The following is a 20,642-nucleotide window of genomic DNA, read 5'->3' on the forward strand; positions in this document are numbered from 1 at the left end:
TCACCTCTCAAAATTTATGCATAATACTCGCTGTGTATGGCCTGTAATTTTGTACTTTTCCGATACCCTATACCCTACAATCCAAGCAATATCATCACCAAAACAAATGAGCGGTATATTGTCTCTTTGATCTCTAGATATTTTCATATCAATAAAAAGCTTTTTAAGAGATTTTGTCCCTTTCATACCCAGCGGATTAAATTCATCTTTTTCTCTTCTGTACCTTAAATAGATACTTCCTATTATTTTATCATAATTGAAATATCTTTTGTATAAATTATTGTCATCAAATTTAATTTTTTTATGATTATTAATAATTTCCATAGTAATTTTCATATTTTGGACAATATTCACCTTTTCCAAACTGAGAACATACTCCTGTTCCCTTTGGGTTTGAATTTCAAGAGCCTCGCCACGTCGGAATATGACATCGCCGTAATCATTGTATGCCCTTACTCCATTGGGCAACATGATATACTTTCCTGTGTTACCCCTTCCCAAGGAAATAACATCAAAAATATGACATTTTTCTAAATTCTTAAGATGTCCATTGAATTTCTCATAACATATTCTAACTAATTGTGACAATAAACCATCTTCTTCTTTAAAAGCTTCCTTTTTTATTGTAACCTCACCTAAGTTGTTTGTACAGTACATATCATAGTATCTCACCATGATGGTGTCAATCAGCTCTTGTTCCTGTTGCATCACGTGAGAAAGCCTATTTAAAGTACCCACAATATCAGAGTTAAAATTATCCCTTAAATAGGGTATAAGTTCAAGGCGCACCTTATTTCTCGTATAAATGTTTTCTAGATTGCTTTTATCGATATGAGGACTCAAAGCCTTTTCCTCACAATACTTTTCTATAAGATTTCGCTCTAAACACAGCACTGGCCTAATATAAATACCATCCCGTACAGGTCTAATTCCACACAATCCATGGATTCCAGTGCCTCTCACCATCCTAAGCAAAACAGTCTCTGCTTGATCGTTGGCATTGTGTGCCAATGCAATTTTATTTAAATCATATTGTTTTTTAAGCTCTTGAAAAAAGGAGTACCTGGCTTCTCGACCCGCCACCTCACAAGATACCCCTTTTTCTACACGGACTTCATCTATCATGACTTTTCTTGAAAAAAACTGTATATTTCTTTCCTTACAAAATTCTCTGCAGAACATTTCATCACTATCTGCTTCACATCCTCTTAAACCATGGTTTAGGTGAGCAGCGCTTACGGTTATTTTAAGCTTTTCACGTAGTTCATATAACAAATTTAAAAGGCATACTGAATCAGGGCCTCCTGAAAATGCTACGAGAACCTTATCGCCTTCACTGATCATACTATTCTCAATTATATATTTATACACTCTTTCTGTAATCATTTCAATCATTTCAATCATTTCCTCAATATTTTTAACGTTAAAACTAATTATATTTATTATTCTCATATAATGCAATACTATTATACAATATTTTTAACATCAATATACAGCGTAAACTTTTGAAACGAGTATTGTCATATCATCCTTAACCTTATCATTGTTTCTAGAAAGTGATTGTTCTAAGATATCCATAGCAATCTCCTTAGGAGTATTTAATTCTGTAGTCTTCATGTATTGCTCCATCCAATTGCTGTCCAGATTGTCACTTTCGTTATAATCTATAACACCATCGCTTACCATGACAATAAGGTCCCCATTTTCGCAATCCACCTCTTCAACCTGCACATCTGCTTTATCTAATATGCCAAAAGGCAAAGAGCTGCACCCTATAACCTTCACCTTCCCCTTCTTCTTTACAAAACTGTCCACAGCTCCTACCTTCATAAACTGAGCCTCACCTGTGTACAAATCCACGCTGCAAAGATCCATAGTAGCAAATTTTTCTCGCTCAGAGAATTTAATACCCATGATTGAATTGATTGTGCTGATGGCAGCATTTTTGCTAAAACCACTTTGACAGAATTCATGAATAAGCTTCACAGCGGCCTCACTTTCGATTTTTGCCTGTGGACCAGTCCCCATGCCATCGCTTATTATATTTAGGTGAGTTCCATCCCTTAACTTTTCAAACATATAGCTATCTCCACTGCAATTCTCACCCTCTTTGCATTTCACAGCCACATAAGTATCAATGTGGTACTTAGGAGTTTCTTCATACACCACAGTACAGGTATTCTTAGAGCTGTCTATTACACAACCTTCTTTGTTTATGATCATTGGAGAATTGTTGGCCTCACTTACAAGACTTAGAATTTCTTTTTGACAATACTTCTGCGCTATAGCCCTTACAACTATCTTTACTGTGTTCCTATGAGCACCTTCTCTTATACACATCACATCTAGATAGGGTATAGAATTCTTGTCTAAAAGCCTTCTTATTTTAGTCTCTAGAGTTATGTCTATATATATCTTATCACCAATCTCGCCACCTATATCGTTTATAGTGTGGGCCATATTATTCATTTGAGCTGCTATTATCTCTCTTCCTTCACAAAGGCTATTGTGTTTCATTTCTTCTAGAATATATTTATTTACAATCTCCTCTGTATTTTTCATTAATATGGTTCTATTTATACACTTATTCTCCAATTCAAATGGTATTTCTTTTATATTTTCTTGATAATTCTGTATTAGTTGTGAGAAAGCCGAATAGGTGTAATGCATTTCTCTCTTCCAACATGTACTTCTCATAGAACACTTACTGCAAACCCTATCCGCCAAGTTCTCAATTATGGCAGAACTTTTTTCTTTTAACTCTAGTTTTTCATTGTCAACAAGGTTGTCCAACGTTTCTGATATGTTATACAACAATCCGGAAAGATTTTTCATCCGCCCATGGTACACTGCCCTAATCTTCTCAGAATAATCTTCTTTTATTTCTTCCCTCTTAAACTCAAAATTAAAATCCATATTAAGCTTATCAATACACTTTTTTGATGTAAACCCAAGGGCCACAACAGCTAATACTAATTCCACCCCTAAAAGCTGGCTCCTACCGTTCATAGATATTTGCATAATAAAAAATGTAGTTACGTATGCCAACAACATAAAATACTTGTTTGTATCCTTAAAGACCCCTGCTATAATGCCGCAAGTTCCAAATATAGATATATATACAGCCATGTTTCCAAGTGTCATACCTACAATTACTCCTAGAGTAACCCCTATGGCAGCTCCCTTGGCTACTCCGCATATATACCCCGCCATGGCAATAAAGTATAGTGCAATAACGTTGATTAAACTTACGCTCATTATCTTTATACCCCATGTACCTGTTATGACTATGGCCATTATAACAGCCATGCTTATCAACTCTTCATTGCTATACAATCTCCTATTGTCCATTTCTTTAAAGCATAATATTCCTTTATTTATAATATAATATACTGACAGAACTATGGCAATTTCCATAAGAGAGTAAATTAAAGCACTTACAACACTATAGTTAAAAAACAAGATCTTCATTATTACATACTCTGTAAATATGTAGCTTGTCATAGAAATAAATCTAATTTTAATTTTTTCCTTGCCCAACAGATTATTGAGTAAAATAAGCCCACTACAGCATATTATGTACTGGCCAATGAAATCTATTTTGTTCATAAGTGTAAGGTAACCTAAAATTCCTGATACACTCACTGATATAAAAATCTCCTTAGACACACCCGTTGCCATGCAAAGTATAAAAGCGATGCCAAAAGGGGCCATTCCATTTATGAGCCTTACTCTAGAAAATAAAAAAGTGAGTAACCCAAAAAATATATAGGGTTTGGCAGCTTCTAACACTCTTTGTTTTTTATTTTTGCCTCCCTCATCACTCTTCTTTTGTTTTGAACGTTTATAAGGTAATATCTCTATTCCATATTGCATATAATAACACCTCACTAGATATTTTTGTATCCATATTATACCAGTTGTTTTGAGATATTTTTGTCGTTTTATGTACATGAATATGAACTTTCGTAAGACATATTACGATATATTTTTTATAAAAAAAATCTGTAGAAAACTCTACAGATTTCGTAAAACCTTATTCTTTATTTAAATAAATTTATCTTTCCTGTACTATTTAAATTGATTATGACCACCACAGTTATTGGCATAAGGAACAATCCAAGAGCCCCAAAAAGTTTTACACCTAGGAACATGCATATAAGCATTATCAATGGATGTAATCCAACCTCATCCCCTACGATCTTAGGCTCTATAATATTTCGTATAATTGTTATTACTATGTATAATAACCCCAATCCAAATGCCAAAGGGAAGTTCCTTTTAATTATCTCTACAAGCACCCAGGGAATCATTACTCCTCCAGTACCTAACACTGGCATTATATCTAGCAAGGCAATTATCAGAGAAATAGTAAAGGCATTTTCTATTCTCAGTATGGTAAACCCTATAAATAATTCCACAAAAGTTATGGACATTATTTTTCCATAGGCTTTTATAAATTGTAGCACTGTACCCACAACGTAATTCTTTATTGAAAACAAAATATCTTTCACTTTAGGTGAAAGCTGCTTTAATATAAAACCTGTTACCTTCTCATAGTCTACAGCAAAAAAGAAGGAAGATATTATAGAAAATACAATGCCTATAACAATCCCAGGTAAAAACGCCGTGTATGAAAGCACTCCTAAGAGACCTGAAGAAATAGTGGATATTATACCACCCAAATGCTCTGAAAAATTATCTACAATGTTTTGTACTGCTTTGGCCGAAGATGGATCAATGGATGATAATTTGTTCTGTAGAGCTGTAAACAAATCCAAAATGGCAGGTTTTATTGTTTCTGAGTACATATCGGGAATTTTACCCAATACCACCCTTAAAGATCCAAACAATTTTATAGATATAAGGGTAAGTATACTTCCTATAACTACGTAAAAGATTAGCACCATAATCATAGCTACCGGTTTTCTCTTTATGCCCGTTTTCCTTGAGATAAAATTTATCAAAGGTTTTAATATCATGGCAACGGCTAACCCTATTATAAAAGGCATAAATTTAGGTACAACGTATTTTATACCTATGTATACAAGCATTATAACAATAACAGCATAAACAAAGTCAATAATAAAGGCTCTCTTCTTTTCAATATTCATTTTATCTCCACAGGCTATACTTATACAGCCCCACCCTCCTACCTATATAATATCAAAAAACACTAGAGTTCCATAGAAATTCTAGTGTTTTGGTGCTGAAGACCGGAATCGAACCGGTACGGGAGGTTAGTCCCGCAGGATTTTAAGTCCTGTGCGTCTGCCTGTTCCGCCACTCCAGCATATTGAATTTTAAAATAAAAAAAATGGTAGCGGAAATAGGACTTGAACCTACGACACTTCGGGTATGAACCGAATGCTCTAGCCAGCTGAGCTATTCCGCCACATTGGTTGCGGGGGCAGGACTTGAACCTACGACCTTCGGGTTATGAGCCCGACGAGCTACCAACTGCTCCACCCCGCGTTATTATATGGTGCTGAAGACCGGAATCGAACCGGTACGGGAGGTTAGTCCCGCAGGATTTTAAGTCCTGTGCGTCTGCCTGTTCCGCCACTCCAGCATAAATAACCTTGTATTGGTTTTATGAAACCAACGACAAGTGTTATTATATATTAATATGTTTTTCATGTCAACACTTTTTTATAAATTTAAATTTCTATAAAAAAAATCTTTAGTAAAAATAATTAAGAACCTTTTATCAAGGTTCTTTAAATTTAAAGCTATTTTGCTCTTTTTTTACTTGTACTCTGATTCTTGGATAGCTTGTAAGTCTTCATTTCCTTGAATCTCTCTTCACTTTCTTTTAAAAACTTAGAAAGATTGTCTTCAAAATTCGTGGGACTGACTTTACATTTTTCTTTCTCCTTGTCCCAATCAATCTCTCTCGGTGCATTAGCCTTCTTTGCCATCTCTTCTTCAGCTTGTTTTATTGATAAGCTGATTTTCCCCGAATCATCTATACCTATGATCTTAACCTTTACTACATCATTTTCATGCAAATGTTTCGTAATATCTTTCACAAAGGTCTTAGATATTTCAGATATATGTAGTAAACCTATTTTATCCTCCACCTCAACAAATGCACCGAATTTTGTAATATTAACCACTTTGCCTTCTAAAATGTTTCCTGGTTGTAAAGACATTGAAAAAGTATCCTCCTTAAATTAAACAAAAATATTTATAAAAATGTATTTTAAAAATCCTACTACTTCTTTGGTATAATGATATCCTCTCCATCCTTCACCAGACCTAAGCGTTCTCTTGCAAGGCGCTCAGAATATTCATCTGTATCGGCTATGCTAGCATCATCTTGCAGCTGCTGATTCTCAGCTTTAACCCTCTGCAATTCTTGGTTGTATTTTGCTATTTCTTTTTTTTGATTTTGCAAAGTAATAGCTTGACTCGCAAAGGTATAAAGGACGTATACTATGGCAACTACATATAATATATTTTTCTTTTTTAACCTTTTCATAGTATATCACACCTTTCACATTTGGTAAATTATTTATTAATAAATATTTTCTTAAAACCGCTAAAAATCAATTCGAAGACAAAAAACAAGTTTTTGAATGTAATCCTTAAAACTTTCAATAGGATATTTTTAAGAATTATAAGTGTCTTTAATATATATCGACTGAATAGCATTAAATATAAATACATTCCAAAAAAAATTAATACATACACATATATACTAACATATGCATAATTAGTGTACAACAGAAAAATAAATACAATTGTAGACATCAATAGCCAAAATAACAGATCTTCAATAAAGGTGATGATATTATTGGGGGAATTTATGCCTCTTATCATACGATATATGTCAAAAAATATACCTATCATTATACCTGATAAAAGGCTAAAAACAAATAAGGTGAGTTGAAACTTTAAATTTAAAATCATTATTTAAATAATCGAGCTACAATACTGTCTTTTTTATTGTAGTTCTTATTATTCTTATACGTAAGGGAGTTAACTGTCCCTATAATGCTCACTTCCCCATTGGCAACATCTAGTTTATTCATCTTTAAATTCTCTCCCTTTATGTTTAATCCACCTAAATTTGTGCTGAGATTTATCTCATCCTCATTAAAATTGATAACTTCGCAAACCCCTGTTATATTAATCCTTTTTCTATCTACAATATCTATATTGCCCTTATTTTCTAGAAGCTTATTATCTTTTCTTGATTCCATACATTTTTAGTCGCCACTTCCATGACAACTGCCTCCCTTTACAAATATAAATATCAATATATATATATGCCTACGGGTAAATTTAATGCACAAAAGTTTCTCCATTAATGAAAAAAGAATTGAGAGTTATAAAAAGTGTCCTTTTTCTAACTTCAATTCTTCTTGTGTTCACTATTTTTATTTTAGATTATTCTTCTGCATCTGCACCAGAAATAATTTCATACATCTGCTTTGACTCTTCTTTTCTAACATGTTCAGCTATGTTGACTATTTTCGCTTTTAACGTGTCTTTAGCAAATACAATGGAGATGACATCTCCTTCTTTAACTTCTGTGCTGGGTTTTGCAACCTTATCATTGATGTAAACTCTACCGCTGTCGCAAATCTCTTTTGCCTTTGTTCTTCGCTTAATAATCCTAGATACCTTAAGATACTTGTCTAATCTCATATTATCCCACCTTAATAAAACAAAAAGCCTAGACTATGTACAATAATCCAAGCTTTAAGATAGTAAAAACTATTTATTAACTCTTTCTTTGAACTCTTTTCCTGCTTTGAAAACTGGAGCTGTTGATGCTGGTATTTTTATAGTTTCCTTAGTCTTAGGGTTTCTGCCCTCTCTCTCAGCTCTTTGTCTTGTTTCAAAAGTTCCAAATCCAATTAATTGTACTTTTTCGTTTTTCTCAAGAGTTTCCTCAACAGCTTCAATAAATGCCTTTAATGCTGCCTCAGTATCCTTCTTAGTTAAATTTGCTTTTTCACTCATAATTGTAATTAGTTCCGCTTTATTCACCTTAGTTACCTCCTTAAATTGACATGTGTATTTCACACACCATAAAATAGCTTATTCTCCAAAGGATTAATAAAATCCTTCTTTTTCACAATATTTTTTTATATAAAGCTATATAAATAGCAATATAACGACATTCTTTATTTTTTTGCTTCTTCCCAAAGTTCATCCATCTGTTCTAAGGTCATAGATTTCATATCTATGTTTTTTTCCCTTGCAGCATCCTCAATAAAGCTAAATCTTTTAATAAACTTATCTGTGGTGTGAGATAAGGCTTCTTCAGCATCTATGTTAAGAAATCTGCACACATTCACAACTGAAAACAGTAAATCACCAACTTCATCTAGTATTCTTGACATATTTTCACAATTATATACCTGAAGCAACTCGTAAAATTCTTCCTTCACCTTCTCTAAGGCTGGTTCAACACAATTCCAATCAAAGCCAACTTTGGCTGCTTTCTTTTGAACCTTTTCTGCTCTCATAAGAGCAGGAAGAGTTTTTGCTACATGATTTAATTCATCGGTATAAGTCTTCAATCCTTGTTCTTGCTTTTTTATGCTGTCCCAATTATCTAACACTTTTTCCGTGCTGTCAAGACTTAAATTGCTAAATACATGTGGATGTCTTTCAATCATCTTTCTACATATTCTATCTGTTACGTCATATATGTTGAAATATCCGTCATCGCTACCAATTTGAGAGTGAAATACCACTTGAAAAAGTACGTCCCCAAGTTCTTCAATAAGGGATTCTTCGTCCCTATTTTCTATAGCTTCTATTAGCTCGTAGCACTCCTCAAGAAGATTTTTCTTAATTGTAAAATGATCTTGTTCTTTATCCCAGGGGCATCCATCGGGCTGTCTAAGCTTTTTCACTATACTCACTAGTTCATAAAAATCTCCATAGGCTTTTATACCAGCAGGGATATATAAGGATGTAAGATAATCTATATCATCCTGTCTATCTAACTCGTATATCTTGATTTTCCTTATGCTCTCTTCATCTTTAATACCCGCAGCTCTTACAAAGTATATTTCTTCTTCCTCTTGGTAGTACTCGCATAGGGCAAGCTTTACCTCTGAGGCCATAAACTTATTGTATACTTGAGTAATGACCACAGCTTCTTTATTGCTTAATTTGCAGTTCCTCGCTTCAAAAGCATCAATAACCCTCAAACCTTGTACTGGATCAATGTGAAGAGCTTGCATCATAGCTTCTAGAAAACTTACAGCTGGTAGTATACTATATTTTATATTCTCTGCAGTACAAATGTCAATAAGCAATCTTACAGATTTTTCAGCTACCATGGGGTGGCCTGGCACTGCATAAACTATATCTCCTAGTTTTTTCTCTCTGCATATTAAATCTCTAGCAATGGATTGATATACTTGGTCAAAACTCTCCTTACTTTCATATTCGTCATCATAACAATGAAAATTAATACCCAAGTCTTTTATATAATCCACAGTGGGATGTTTTTCTGTTCTAAAAAAAATATTTTTGCACTGCTTTAAACAATCTATTGTGCCCATGGTAAGAGATTCTTTATCCCCAGGACCTAGTCCTACTATCTTTATCATAAATTCCCTCCATTGTTTAAATTCTGTTTCTCATAATTCTTTTCTTTACTTGCTTTAAAGAAACAATATCTAATATAAATATAAATATGCCATAAACTATTATACCCACTAATATAGCCCCAATACAAGCAATATTATAACTTTTAATAGTATCTATAAAATATTTGTATGATAATATAACGGCTATACTCATAAAAGTTGCTGCATACATAGGTTTTATTGTAGTCTTATATATACTCACTTTTAAGTCTAACCTCTTTTTAATCAACCTCATATTTAGTATACAAGTTACTATATATCCCACTGTGGAACCTATGACTGCACCGTATATATTTATGTTAGGGATTGAAGTCAAAACATATGTAAGAACTATTTTGACAGCACACCCCACTGTAAGATTTTTTATAGGTTCATAAAAATTGTTTGTAGCTTGCAGCACAGTTGTAGTGCATTGAGTCATTACAATAAAGGGAATTGAAATAGCCATGTATTTTAATATCTCATAGCCTCCCGCATCTCCTCTAAAAATTAAATTTATCACAGGAAATGCTAAAAAAAACAAACCCATAGCTGAAGGTATAGAAATAACACATCCCATTTTTATAGATGTCTCTATTTTATTTTTTAACTCAGCTTTATTATTTTTTACATAAGCCTCAGCAATTATTGGGACTATAGTAGTACAAACTGCCATAGAAAGTGCCAGTGGGACGTTGCTTATAGTAGAAGCCTTGCCAGTTAGCTGCCCATACAGTATAGCTGATTCCCTAGTAGTAAGCCCCGCCAAAACAAGCCTGCTAGGCACAATAATTGAATCCACAAGACTCATAATAGTTCCTATAACAGAACCAAAGGAAAATGGAACTGCATTTTTTAATATTTTTTTTATTATATGTTTGGACTCCTTTGTGGACAATGAGGGTTTATCCTTTTCGTATAAATCTATCTTCACACTTTTATTGAATTTTATAAGCAAATACAGCAATCCTATAACAGCTCCAACAAGTGCACCAAGTGCCGCCCCCCCTGCTGAATACTCTAATCCCCTATCAATAAATATGTAGGCCAAAGCAACGCCGCCTAAGACCCTTCCAATTTGCTCTAATATTTGAGATACTGCTGTGGGAGTCATATTATGTAGTCCTTGAAAAAAACCTCTATATACCCCCATAATAACCACAAAAATAGGTGCCATGGCAGTGGCAATCAAAGCATAGTAGGATCTCATATCCCAGTTTAGATACAATATTATACTTTTAGCAAATATAAGCAAGACAATAGAAAAAAAAGCAGCTATAGGAATCATTATATAAAAACTTCCTCGTACAACTCTTTTCATACCGCATATATCATTGGTCACGCTCATCTCAGATATTATTTTAGAAACAGCTATGGGGATCCCCGAAGATACAGCTATAAATGTCATATACAAGGGATATGACATTTGATAATACCCCATTCCTTCATCTCCAAGAAGAATTTGCATGGGAATTCTGAAAAATAGCCCAAGAAATCTTGCGAACACTCCAGCCATACCAAGGATTAAAGTTCCTTTAATTAAGGTTTGTTTTTTCATGATTTAGTGGCGGGTTCTAACATATCATCCGTGGTCCCACCACATTTCACCTCTCTTTCATCTAGATTGGATTATTCATTGAATGTAGATTTCAACGATATTTCACCTTATTAAAGTTTATTTCACTTAGTATTTTATTATTACAACACATTTGATATTGAAGTCCTACTCCGTAAAAAAAGGATACGGAATATAATTCCATACCCTAAAAATAAACTATTCCATCTGTTTTCCAAGAAAAGTTGCTGCCGTTTCTCCTAGTTTAACTTGGAGTTCTCCAAAGTTTTCATCCTCAGTTTCAGTGTAAAAAACCACACTGCCAACTGTATCCCCAGCTGTTATAATAGGAGAAACCACTTGATATTTATATTTTTCCACAGGCTCATCGTGATAAAGCTCTATTACCTTACCAGAACCCTTGCCAAGTATCACCGTTTTTCTTTCCTCCATAAGGTCTTCCAAATCAGCGCTAATTTTTTTATCTATATACTCTTTTTTAGGAGCTCCTGCCACAGCAATAATGCAATCTTTGTCAGTAATTATAATATTTCCGCCAGTTGCTTGCTGTAAAGCCTCCACATAATCCTTTGCAAAGTTTCCAAGTTCCTCCATAGGAGAATACTTCTTAAGTATTATCTCACCATCTCTATCAGTGAATATTTCTAGAGGATCACCCTCCCTTATCCTAAGGGTCTTTCTTATTTCCTTTGGTATTACCACCCTTCCTAAATCATCAATTCGTCTTACAATTCCAGTTGCCTTCATGTCTCATACTCCTTTTCTCTTATGTACATTGAATTAATTACATATCTTTTGCCTATGAAAGTATTATTTGTCATTTTTATATTTTTATTCAAGTTTGTACTGGTTTTCCAAATTATTTTCAAAAATAAAGAGAAGCCATAATGACTTCTCTTTACTCACGCTATTATTTTAAATTATCCTTGTATACCTTTAAATCTTTTTGCATTTCAGTAATAAATTTCTTTTCCTCTTCAGCATATTTTGCTTGTTTTTCTTCATCTGTAAGCTTTTTAATAATTTCTTCCTTGACCTCATTGAAAGGCTTTGCAGGAGTATCAATCTTCTCAACTACTTTTATTACATAAAATTTTCCTTCTGACTCTACAGGTCCCACTATATCTCCTGTTTTTTTAGTTGAGCACTCTGTATAGGGATTTGAATACATAATTTGTTTTGCAGGAATAAAGTCTACCTTACCCTTCTTTTTCTTAGACTCCTCATCTACACTCTTTTCAGCCACAAGTTTCTCAAAATCTGCTCCCTTATCAAGCTCTGCCTTTACAGCATTGGCATCCTCTTTAGAGTTTAAAACTATCTGTGATAAATTGTATCCATTCTGTTTCTCTGTGAATTCATCAGGGTTAGCAGCATAGTAAGTCTTTGCCTTATCCTCTCCCACATCCTTCACATCTTTGGTGTAATATGCAAACAAGGCATCAAGATTAGCTTGTGCTATTATGTCATCTTTTAGTCTTTCTTTTAAAACTGCCTCTGTGAGTTTTTCTGTTTCTAAAGCTTTTTTATACTCTTCTTCCGTTTTGAAACTATCCTTAGTTTCTTTGAATTTAGCTTCGCAGGCCTCATCTACCTTACTTAAATCAACTTTAAGCTTTAACTCTTTAACTTTTTTGTCAATAATCATATTTTTGATTAGGACGTTAGATACATTTTCCCTTGCTAACAGTAATTGCTCTTGGGCTTCCTTCTTTTTTTCAAAATCTTTTCCATATCTGCTTTCCAATGAATTTCGAAGGTATGTTATTCTAGAATCTATATCACCTCTCAAAACCTTTTTCCCATCAAATTTAAATACAACTTGCTTTGCTATTCTTTCAGGCGTTTTTTCTATCATTTTGCAGCCTGTTATGCTAAGTCCCAAGCATAGTGTAAGTACCGCGCTTATAATTTTTCTGCTTTTCTTCAATTGTTTTCCCACCTTTTCCTAATGATGTACTGTGTACGCAAATTTTTAGTTATTTTAATTTAGTTAAGCTCTTATGCTATATTTTATCACATTGATTAGAATATTTAAACATGACATTGTAAATCTGTGAATATTTCTATTAGTTTTGTTAACATTTTTTCTCTTTTCACAGAGTTTATATTGTACATCACCACTGGTTTTTCATCCATTTTTATCATTAGCTTGTTTCTGTAATTGTTCATTATCCTATTTATGATGTTTTTACTCAACTTATCTCTGCTAGCAAATACAAAAAGGATTTTATCGTCATTTTCTTTTATATCACATACTCCCAACTTGTTTGCCAAGCTTTTCATATAAGAGATTTCAATTAAGTTATTTACTTCCGTTGGAATATCAGAGTATCTGTCTATTAGTTCATCCCTAATATCCTCAACATCCTGAGTTTCGGCAATAGCAGCAATTTTCTTGTATATATCAATTTTTTGCAATGGTGATGAAACATAGGTATCTGGAATATAAGCATCTATTTTGATTTCAATAGAAGTTTCCATCTTTTCTTCATCTACTTCACCCTTCAATTCTGCCACAGCTTGCTCTAACATCTTACAGTACAAATCGTAGCCAATGGTAGCCATTTGTCCATGCTGAGCAGAACCCATCATGTTTCCTGCTCCTCTTATTTCTAAATCTCTCATGGCAATTTTAAATCCAGACCCTAGCTCCGTAAACTCTTTTATTGCCTTCAATCTTTTTTCTGCCACTTCTGTAATAACTTTGTCCTTCTTATATGTAAAGTAGGCATATGCGATTCTATTAGATCTGCCAACTCTTCCTCTCAGCTGATAAAGTTGTGAAAGCCCCATCTTATCAGCATCATAAATTATCATTGTATTACAGTTTTGAATATCTATGCCTGTTTCAATAATGGTAGTGCACAACAATATATCATATTTATTGTCCATAAAATCCACCATTACATTTTCCAATTCCCTTTCAGTCATCTGGCCGTGCCCTACACCTATCCTGGCCTCGGGTATTAGTTCTTCTAAATAACTCTTCATTTCATGTATATGTTCAACTCTATTATAAACAAAGAATACCTGTCCTCCCCTTGATATCTCACGTATAATAGCATCTCTTATCATATGATCGTTAAATTCTACCACATAAGTTTGTATTGGGAATCTTTCCTCCGGCGGAGTTTCAATAACACTTATATCCCTCACCCCTGTAAGAGACATATGAAGAGTTCTTGGTATAGGCGTCGCGGATAAGGTCAGTACATCTACATTTTTCTTTAGCTCTTTGATTTTTTCTTTGTGCTTCACCCCGAAGCGTTGCTCCTCATCAACTATAAGAAGACCAAGATCCTTAAACTTTACGTCCTTCTGAAGTATTCTGTGGGTACCTATGATCACATCAAGGCTACCATCACTAAGGTTCTTTAGGGTTTTTTTCTGTTCCAAAGGAGTTCTAAATCTACATGCCATGTCTACATTTACAGGAAAACTAGAAAACCTTTTTAGAAAATTGCTATAATGCTGTTTTGCTAATATGGTAGTTGGTACAAGTACCGCAACTTGTTTTCCATCCATAACAGCCTTAAAGGCAGCCCTTAATGCCACTTCTGTTTTACCATAACCCACATCTCCGCAAAGAAGTCTGTCCATGATTTTTTCGGATTCCATATCTCTTTTTATATCTTCTATGGCACTTATTTGATCATCAGTCTCCACATAAGGGAATTCTTCTTCAAACTGCTTCTGCCATACATTGTCACCTGAATACTTGTAGCCTTTCACCAGGCTTCTCTCTGCATACAATTTTACTAACTCTTCTGCGATTTCCTCTATTGCCTTTTTAGCTTTTTTCTTTGCCTTTGTCCACTCTATGCTACTTAGTTTATTTACCTTAGGTGTTTTTCCTTCTGAGCCAATATATTTTTGAACAAGATCTAATTGGTACACTGGAACATATAATTTATCGCTGCCAGCATATTCGATATCCAAGTAGTCCTTTTTTATACCCTTTATCTCAATTTGCTTTATACCTTTATATACACCTATACCATTGCTCTCATGGACCACATAATCCCCTGGCTTCAGTTCTGTAAAACTTTTAATTTTTCCTACACCCTTCTTTGGCTTTTTCTTTACGCTTTTTTTTCTAACCTCTCCAAAGAAGTCCCTATCAGATACCACTGCCAAATTTAACTCAGGAAATTCATATCCTTTATGTTGTACACCTTCCGTTACTATTACTTCACCCTGGTAAAGCTCCTCTGCTTTTTCCCTATAAACTGCTTCTATATTCCTCTCTCGAAGGGTATCTATTAGTCTAAGACCTCTACTTTTGCTTCCTGAAAAAATAACTGTTTTATAATTAAGCGACTTTTTCTCTTTTATATAATCATATAGTAAATCCAGTTGTCCATTGAACCCATTTAAAGTAATGGCGTTAATACTGATATTTTTAACTGCTTTAAACTCATTAAGAGGTTTCACAATGCCTTGAAAGGTGATCAATGGCATTTTCTCAATGCTATCAATTACCTTATCTTTCTCTATTATTAAATTTGCCTGACCAGTCAATATGTCTCCTCTGTTAATGTAGAGATTGTAGTCATAGTTAAATTGGTTATAGATGGCTTCAAGTCTTCCTACACTTCTCTTGGGCTCGTCAACCACCACTAGGACGTCCCCCATGTACTCTAAGAGACTTGATGTTTCTTCATAAAAATATGGCAAATAGCTATCTATGTTTTCAAAGGTGGATTTCTCCCTCAAAGCTTCTAAGTTCATGTTTGTTATGGTTCTTATCTTCTGAAGTTCCTCTCTCAAATTTTCCTTTTTAAACACCTCTGATATGGATTCCAGCTCTGATTCAATTAAATTGATACCCCGCTCTATATTTTCATCATATAAGATAACCTCTTTTGCAGGGAAAATATTCACCACAAATGCCTTATCAGTACTCCTTTGAGTCTCAGCATTAAACATTCTGATAGAGTCTATTTCATCATCAAATAATTCTATTCTATAAGGCATACTGTTTACTGGTGAAAAAATATCTATTATTCCACCTCTCATAGAAAATTGACCCTTTTGCTCCACAGTAAGAACTCTTTCGTAGCCTATATTTATAAGTCTCTTTATTAGGGCATTTGTTTCCACCACATCCCCTACTGAAAGCTTAAATACATTATCTTGAAACATATTTATTGGGATAAATCTTCTCGTCACAGCATCCATGGTTGTGACAACTATTTTTTTATTGTCTTCCAATATTTTTTGCAAAACCTTTAGTCTTTCCCACCTTACATCCCCAGAAATAGCATCTAAGTTGTAAAAACCGATATCATTGCATGGCAAAAAATATGTATTGGGAACAAGTATACTAAGATCCTCATACATATTTCTAGCCTCTATATCATTGTGGCACAACACCAGTATTGATTTCTCTGTGCTCTCATAAATGCCCCTTGTAACGAGGGCACGTGCTGAATCAGATATATCATCTATCTCCACGGGATAGATGTCACTTCTGATACACTTTGTAACCTCTTGAAACGACGAATCCCTTATAAGAGGTTCAATTATTCCTTTATATCTCATAAAACGCACCTCACCATTATATTTCAGCTTTTCTGTAGTCTACACCGTTGTATTGGTTCATGGCTTCTGTAATTCCTTTTTCAAGAATGCACTGAATAATATCTGGGCATATATTCAATATTTTTTCTACGCAATTTCTATCCTCCTTAGAAAATCTTCCTATAACATGGTTTACAAGATTGTCCTTTGGAGCACCTACACCAATTTTTATTCTAAAAAAACTATCGCTGCCAAGCTTTTTTATTATATCCTTTATACCGTTATGCCCTCCGGCACTTCCTTTTGCCCTAATTCTCACTTTTCCCGGTTCAAGAGTAATATCGTCATACAATATAATAAGATTATTAAAATCAATATGATAATAATCCATGGCTAACTTTACACTGTCACCACTAAGGTTCATATAAGTGGAAGGTTTTAAACAAATTATTTTTTCTCCATTTATTCTGCCTTCACCATAGGTACCTTTAAATTTTTCCCCATTAATTGGTATATTATACCTTTCACTAAAACTTTCTATAGCATCAAAGCCTATATTATGGCGAGTTTTTTCGTATTCCTTTCCAACATTTCCTAATCCCACTATCAAAAACATCCAATTCCTCCTTGGTATCTAAATAAGCTTTAGATAAATGTTACTCCATCTAAAGCTTAAAAAGTTAGTTTGAATTTACAATTACTGTTTTTTGTATAACTTGGTCATTTCGCAATACCTTTATCCGTAGTTTATTATTATTTTTATACATTCCCAACAAAGATATAAATTGCTCCATGCTCAATATGTTGTTATCTTGTAAGCTGGTTATGATATCTGTAGGAAAAACCCCTGATACGCACATAGGACTCTTATCCTCAATGTTTTTTACGTATATACCTACAAATTTGTCCTTATTAGTGGCAGAGCTGACTTCCATACCCAGTTTTTTCATCATCATATACGCATCGTCAGAAACCCTTTTCACAGCCTGACCTATGAAGTCCATATCCACAAAACTATAAATATCATCGGGCTTCATTTCAAGTCCATTTATAAAATCAACACCTAGAACGTTTCCGTATTGATTGCACAATACTATCCCACGCAAATAGTATTCTTCGGCAGAAGTGATATTTCTCTCTTCCACGTTGGCAGTAATGCAATAAACATCCTGCCCGCCAATCATAATATTTCTTCTGTCCAATTTTTTTTCGATAAATGTTCTTTTATTTAAATCCAGCAACTGACTGTAATGAATATATTGCTTTGGGTCTAAATCCTCTAGATTTTCCTCTTCTCCACTTAAGTATGGAATCATTTTTAAATACGCTAGTCCTCTATGCTTATCACTGTCTATCATGTCACCCTTTAGTATACCACCACCAGGTAATTTAACAAAAATATTCTTTGCTTTAGATATAAGCTTAAGGTTAGTTACTACATATTCATTATTATTTAAAATAAGTCCTATATCCTTGTAATCATCCGCACATACCACCACACAATTTGATATACTTACATTGCTTGACTCGATTTTAGTTATGTCAGCATAAAGCGATCCACTTTTTTCTTTAAGTATAACGCTTTTAGCCACTTCGTAATTTTTGGTATGAGAGCGGTAAAACAAAAATGCACATACAATTGTAACTGACAGGAATAATATACCCACCACCCATAATCGCATATAGGATTTAAATTCGTTCTTTCTGAATTTTATTGCAGAAACGTCCAAATTGTCATTATTAGCATTGGTATTAGTTAATGCATCAGATTTTTCCTTCATTTTATCCCTTCCACTATTCACTTTATTTAACCTTGTCAAGGGTAAAGGAGAATGTTACGCCTCCATCCTCGTTCTCAACCCAAACCTCTTGATTTAACTGAGTAAGTATTTCTCTCACAATAGAAAGGCCTAATCCGGAACTGTTTTTAACAGTTCGCGATTTGTCACCTTTATAAAACCTTTGCCATAATTTATTTAATTCCTCTTCAGGTATAGGCTCACATTTGTTGTTCACAGACACAACATATTTTTTGTTTTTTTCTTTTACTCGTACACTTATAGTCGTACTTTCATCCGAATACTTCACAGCATTGTCCAATAAATTTGTGAGTACTTGTGCCAATTTGTCCCTATCACCTAAGACCATAGATTTATCCTTATGGAATAAAACATCAATATTTAGATTTTTCTCTATTACTCTGCTCTCAAATTTTATAACCGTAACCCTTATAAGCTCATTAATATCTAATTCATCAATGATAAGCTTAAACTTTCCATCCTGCAGTGCAGATAAATCTAAAAGTTCATTTACAAGCCTTGTGAGCCTCTGTATTTCATCGTAGGTTAATTGAAGATAATAGTCGTGTTTTTCCTTTGGGACAACACCGTCCAACATGGCCCCAATAAAACCCTTAATAGAGGTTATAGGAGATCTTATTTCGTGGGAAACATTTGACATAAACTGCTTTCTGTTCTCCTCAATTTTTTCTAAAAAATCTGCCATATAATTAAAGGAACTGCTGAGCTCACCTATTTCATCTTCAGAGTTGTTTTCAACTCTCTTATCAACCTCACCCTTAGCTATCTTTTTTGCCACTGTATTAATGTTATTCAGTGGCTTAATAATTGTCCTTTGTGAAAATATGTATATCGCTATACATGAGCCTATCATAACCACCAGTGCAGCCACCCAAATAACCCAATAAAACCTGTTCAATGGTCCACTTATATTTTCGAAGGGTATATTCACAACTACTCCACCCATATAATCGGTAGTTCCTCTTATTAAGGGAAACTGAAGGCTGTAAACAGGGTCATTATATATATTTTCAAAGGTAGTTTTCAACTCATAGCATCCATCTATTTTTCCATTTGTCCTTATATTTTTGGGAAGATATTTTCCCAAAAGATTCTGCTGTTCTTTTTTTGAGACACAACATATAAAGCCATGATAATCGTATACCCATACATCAGCTTTAAAATAACCCGATGTAACTACAAGAAGCTGCTCCAATTCTTCATAGGAAACAAAGCCATTTCTATACATCTGCACCTTGTTGGCTATCACCGCTCTTTGATCGTCTATTTGCTTTTTAATCTGCTTTATATAATAGTCCTTAAACCACATTGCCAACACCACTGTAACTACTATAAAACTGGCAATAACAATGCACATATATGTCTCAACCATCTTAGTAAATAAGCTGTTCTTTCTCAACTATTTCACCTCAAACTTGTAGCCAACTCCCCACACTGTTTCAATCTGCCATTTTAAAGTTCCATGAAGCTTTTCTCTTAACCTTTTAACGTGTACATCAACTGTTCTTGAATCTCCGGGATAGTCATATCCCCATACTTCACATAAAAGCTGTTCCCTTGTAAATACCTTATTCTTATTGCTTGCTAAATAGTACAGAAGTTCAAATTCCTTAGGAGGCATTTTTACTTCCTCTCCCTTGTATACTACTATATAAGAATTAATGTCAATGCTTAAATCATCATACTTTATAACCTCTTTATTGGTATTATCTGAATTGTACCTTCTCATGACAGCTTTAACTCTAGCAATGAGTTCTTTAGGTTCAAAAGGTTTTACCATGTAATCATCAGCACCTAGTTCTAGTCCTAAAACCTTGTCAAAGGTATCTCCCTTTGCGCTCAACAATATCACTGGTACCTCGTTGTTTTTTCTTATTTCCTTTAATACGTCAATACCATCTATATATGGAAGCATTATATCCAAGATTACAATATCCGGTTTGTACTGACTGAATTTTTCAAGCGCTTCCTTGCCATTGTAAGCGATTTCAGTACTATATCCCGAATTTTCAAGATACATTTTTATTACTTCGCAAATATTTATGTCATCATCTACTATTAATACCTTTGCAATTAACCCATCCATCTTAACATCTCCATTCAAAAAAAGTATAGAACTAT

Annotated in this window: 18 protein-coding genes and 4 tRNA genes; all 22 read right to left on the reverse strand. The window is 33.9% G+C overall.

Annotation, left to right across the window (positions count from 1 at the left end):
* The 22 genes from tilS to BUA73_RS04740 all read right to left on the reverse strand — a co-directional run bounded on the left by tilS (position 1) and on the right by BUA73_RS04740 (position 20,607).
* Positions 1-1,395 carry a tRNA lysidine(34) synthetase TilS gene (tilS, locus tag BUA73_RS04635; RefSeq protein WP_242942332.1) on the reverse strand — a complete coding sequence of 465 codons (1,395 nt, stop codon included), beginning with the start codon at positions 1,393-1,395 and terminating at the stop codon, positions 1-3.
* A gap of 90 nt (positions 1,396-1,485) precedes the next feature.
* On the reverse strand, positions 1,486-3,876 hold the full coding sequence (spoIIE, locus tag BUA73_RS04640; protein ID WP_072902909.1) for a stage II sporulation protein E: 2,391 nt from the start codon (positions 3,874-3,876) through the stop codon (positions 1,486-1,488).
* 167 nt (positions 3,877-4,043) lie between these two features.
* Positions 4,044-5,114 carry a sporulation integral membrane protein YtvI gene (ytvI, locus tag BUA73_RS04645; protein ID WP_072902911.1) on the reverse strand — a complete coding sequence of 357 codons (1,071 nt, stop codon included), beginning with the start codon at positions 5,112-5,114 and terminating at the stop codon, positions 4,044-4,046.
* A gap of 90 nt (positions 5,115-5,204) precedes the next feature.
* A tRNA-Leu gene (locus tag BUA73_RS04650) sits at positions 5,205-5,293 on the reverse strand.
* 25 nt (positions 5,294-5,318) lie between these two features.
* Positions 5,319-5,395: transfer RNA gene (locus tag BUA73_RS04655), tRNA-Met, on the reverse strand.
* Between the two features lie 4 nt (positions 5,396-5,399).
* Positions 5,400-5,475: transfer RNA gene (locus tag BUA73_RS04660), tRNA-Met, on the reverse strand.
* Positions 5,476-5,483: 8 nt separating this feature from the next.
* Positions 5,484-5,572, reverse strand: a tRNA-Leu gene (locus BUA73_RS04665).
* A 160-nt stretch (positions 5,573-5,732) separates the two neighbouring features.
* Positions 5,733-6,155, reverse strand: a complete 423-nt coding sequence (locus BUA73_RS04670; protein ID WP_072902913.1) for a S1 RNA-binding domain-containing protein — start codon at positions 6,153-6,155, stop codon at positions 5,733-5,735.
* A gap of 62 nt (positions 6,156-6,217) precedes the next feature.
* The gene (locus BUA73_RS04675; protein ID WP_072902915.1) at positions 6,218-6,484 is read right to left on the reverse strand and encodes an FtsB family cell division protein; all 267 of its coding nucleotides are present in this window, start codon (positions 6,482-6,484) and stop codon (positions 6,218-6,220) included.
* A gap of 29 nt (positions 6,485-6,513) precedes the next feature.
* Entirely contained in the window at positions 6,514-6,915 is a 402-nt protein-coding gene (gene yabQ, locus BUA73_RS14585) for a spore cortex biosynthesis protein YabQ (protein WP_072902917.1), read from the reverse strand.
* Positions 6,915-7,208: a sporulation protein YabP gene (gene yabP / locus BUA73_RS04685; protein WP_072902919.1), complete on the reverse strand. Its 294-nt coding sequence runs from the start codon at positions 7,206-7,208 to the stop codon at positions 6,915-6,917. Before yabP ends, yabQ begins: the two co-directional genes overlap by 1 nt.
* 187 nt (positions 7,209-7,395) lie before the next feature.
* Positions 7,396-7,656 (reverse strand): RNA-binding S4 domain-containing protein, encoded by a 261-nt coding sequence (locus BUA73_RS04690; RefSeq protein WP_072902921.1) that lies wholly within the window; start codon positions 7,654-7,656, stop codon positions 7,396-7,398.
* Between the two features lie 69 nt (positions 7,657-7,725).
* Positions 7,726-8,037, reverse strand: a complete 312-nt coding sequence (locus BUA73_RS04695) for an HU family DNA-binding protein (RefSeq protein ID WP_178139223.1) — start codon at positions 8,035-8,037, stop codon at positions 7,726-7,728.
* A 101-nt stretch (positions 8,038-8,138) separates the two neighbouring features.
* Entirely contained in the window at positions 8,139-9,581 is a 1,443-nt protein-coding gene (gene yabN, locus BUA73_RS04700; protein ID WP_072902926.1) for a bifunctional methyltransferase/pyrophosphohydrolase YabN, read from the reverse strand.
* A 16-nt stretch (positions 9,582-9,597) separates the two neighbouring features.
* Positions 9,598-11,157 (reverse strand): putative polysaccharide biosynthesis protein, encoded by a 1,560-nt coding sequence (locus BUA73_RS04705; protein ID WP_072902929.1) that lies wholly within the window; start codon positions 11,155-11,157, stop codon positions 9,598-9,600.
* Positions 11,158-11,373: 216 nt separating this feature from the next.
* Positions 11,374-11,922 (reverse strand): stage V sporulation protein T, encoded by a 549-nt coding sequence (gene spoVT / locus BUA73_RS04710; RefSeq protein ID WP_072902931.1) that lies wholly within the window; start codon positions 11,920-11,922, stop codon positions 11,374-11,376.
* A gap of 163 nt (positions 11,923-12,085) precedes the next feature.
* Positions 12,086-13,105: a SurA N-terminal domain-containing protein gene (locus tag BUA73_RS04715; RefSeq protein ID WP_072902933.1), complete on the reverse strand. Its 1,020-nt coding sequence runs from the start codon at positions 13,103-13,105 to the stop codon at positions 12,086-12,088.
* Positions 13,106-13,209: 104 nt separating this feature from the next.
* Positions 13,210-16,722 (reverse strand): transcription-repair coupling factor, encoded by a 3,513-nt coding sequence (gene mfd / locus BUA73_RS04720; RefSeq protein ID WP_072902935.1) that lies wholly within the window; start codon positions 16,720-16,722, stop codon positions 13,210-13,212.
* Positions 16,723-16,738: 16 nt separating this feature from the next.
* Positions 16,739-17,317 carry an aminoacyl-tRNA hydrolase gene (gene pth / locus BUA73_RS04725; RefSeq protein WP_072902937.1) on the reverse strand — a complete coding sequence of 193 codons (579 nt, stop codon included), beginning with the start codon at positions 17,315-17,317 and terminating at the stop codon, positions 16,739-16,741.
* Between the two features lie 64 nt (positions 17,318-17,381).
* Positions 17,382-18,482: a PDZ domain-containing protein gene (locus tag BUA73_RS04730; protein WP_143146972.1), complete on the reverse strand. Its 1,101-nt coding sequence runs from the start codon at positions 18,480-18,482 to the stop codon at positions 17,382-17,384.
* 22 nt (positions 18,483-18,504) lie between these two features.
* Entirely contained in the window at positions 18,505-19,920 is a 1,416-nt protein-coding gene (locus BUA73_RS04735) for a sensor histidine kinase (protein WP_084672066.1), read from the reverse strand.
* Positions 19,921-20,607 carry a response regulator transcription factor gene (locus BUA73_RS04740; protein WP_072902942.1) on the reverse strand — a complete coding sequence of 229 codons (687 nt, stop codon included), beginning with the start codon at positions 20,605-20,607 and terminating at the stop codon, positions 19,921-19,923.
* Between the last annotated feature and the right edge of the window lie 35 nt (positions 20,608-20,642).

The sequence above is a fragment of the Hathewaya proteolytica DSM 3090 genome (assembly GCF_900142225.1).
In the GTDB taxonomy this organism is placed as follows: Bacteria; Bacillota; Clostridia; order Clostridiales; family Clostridiaceae; genus Hathewaya; species Hathewaya proteolytica.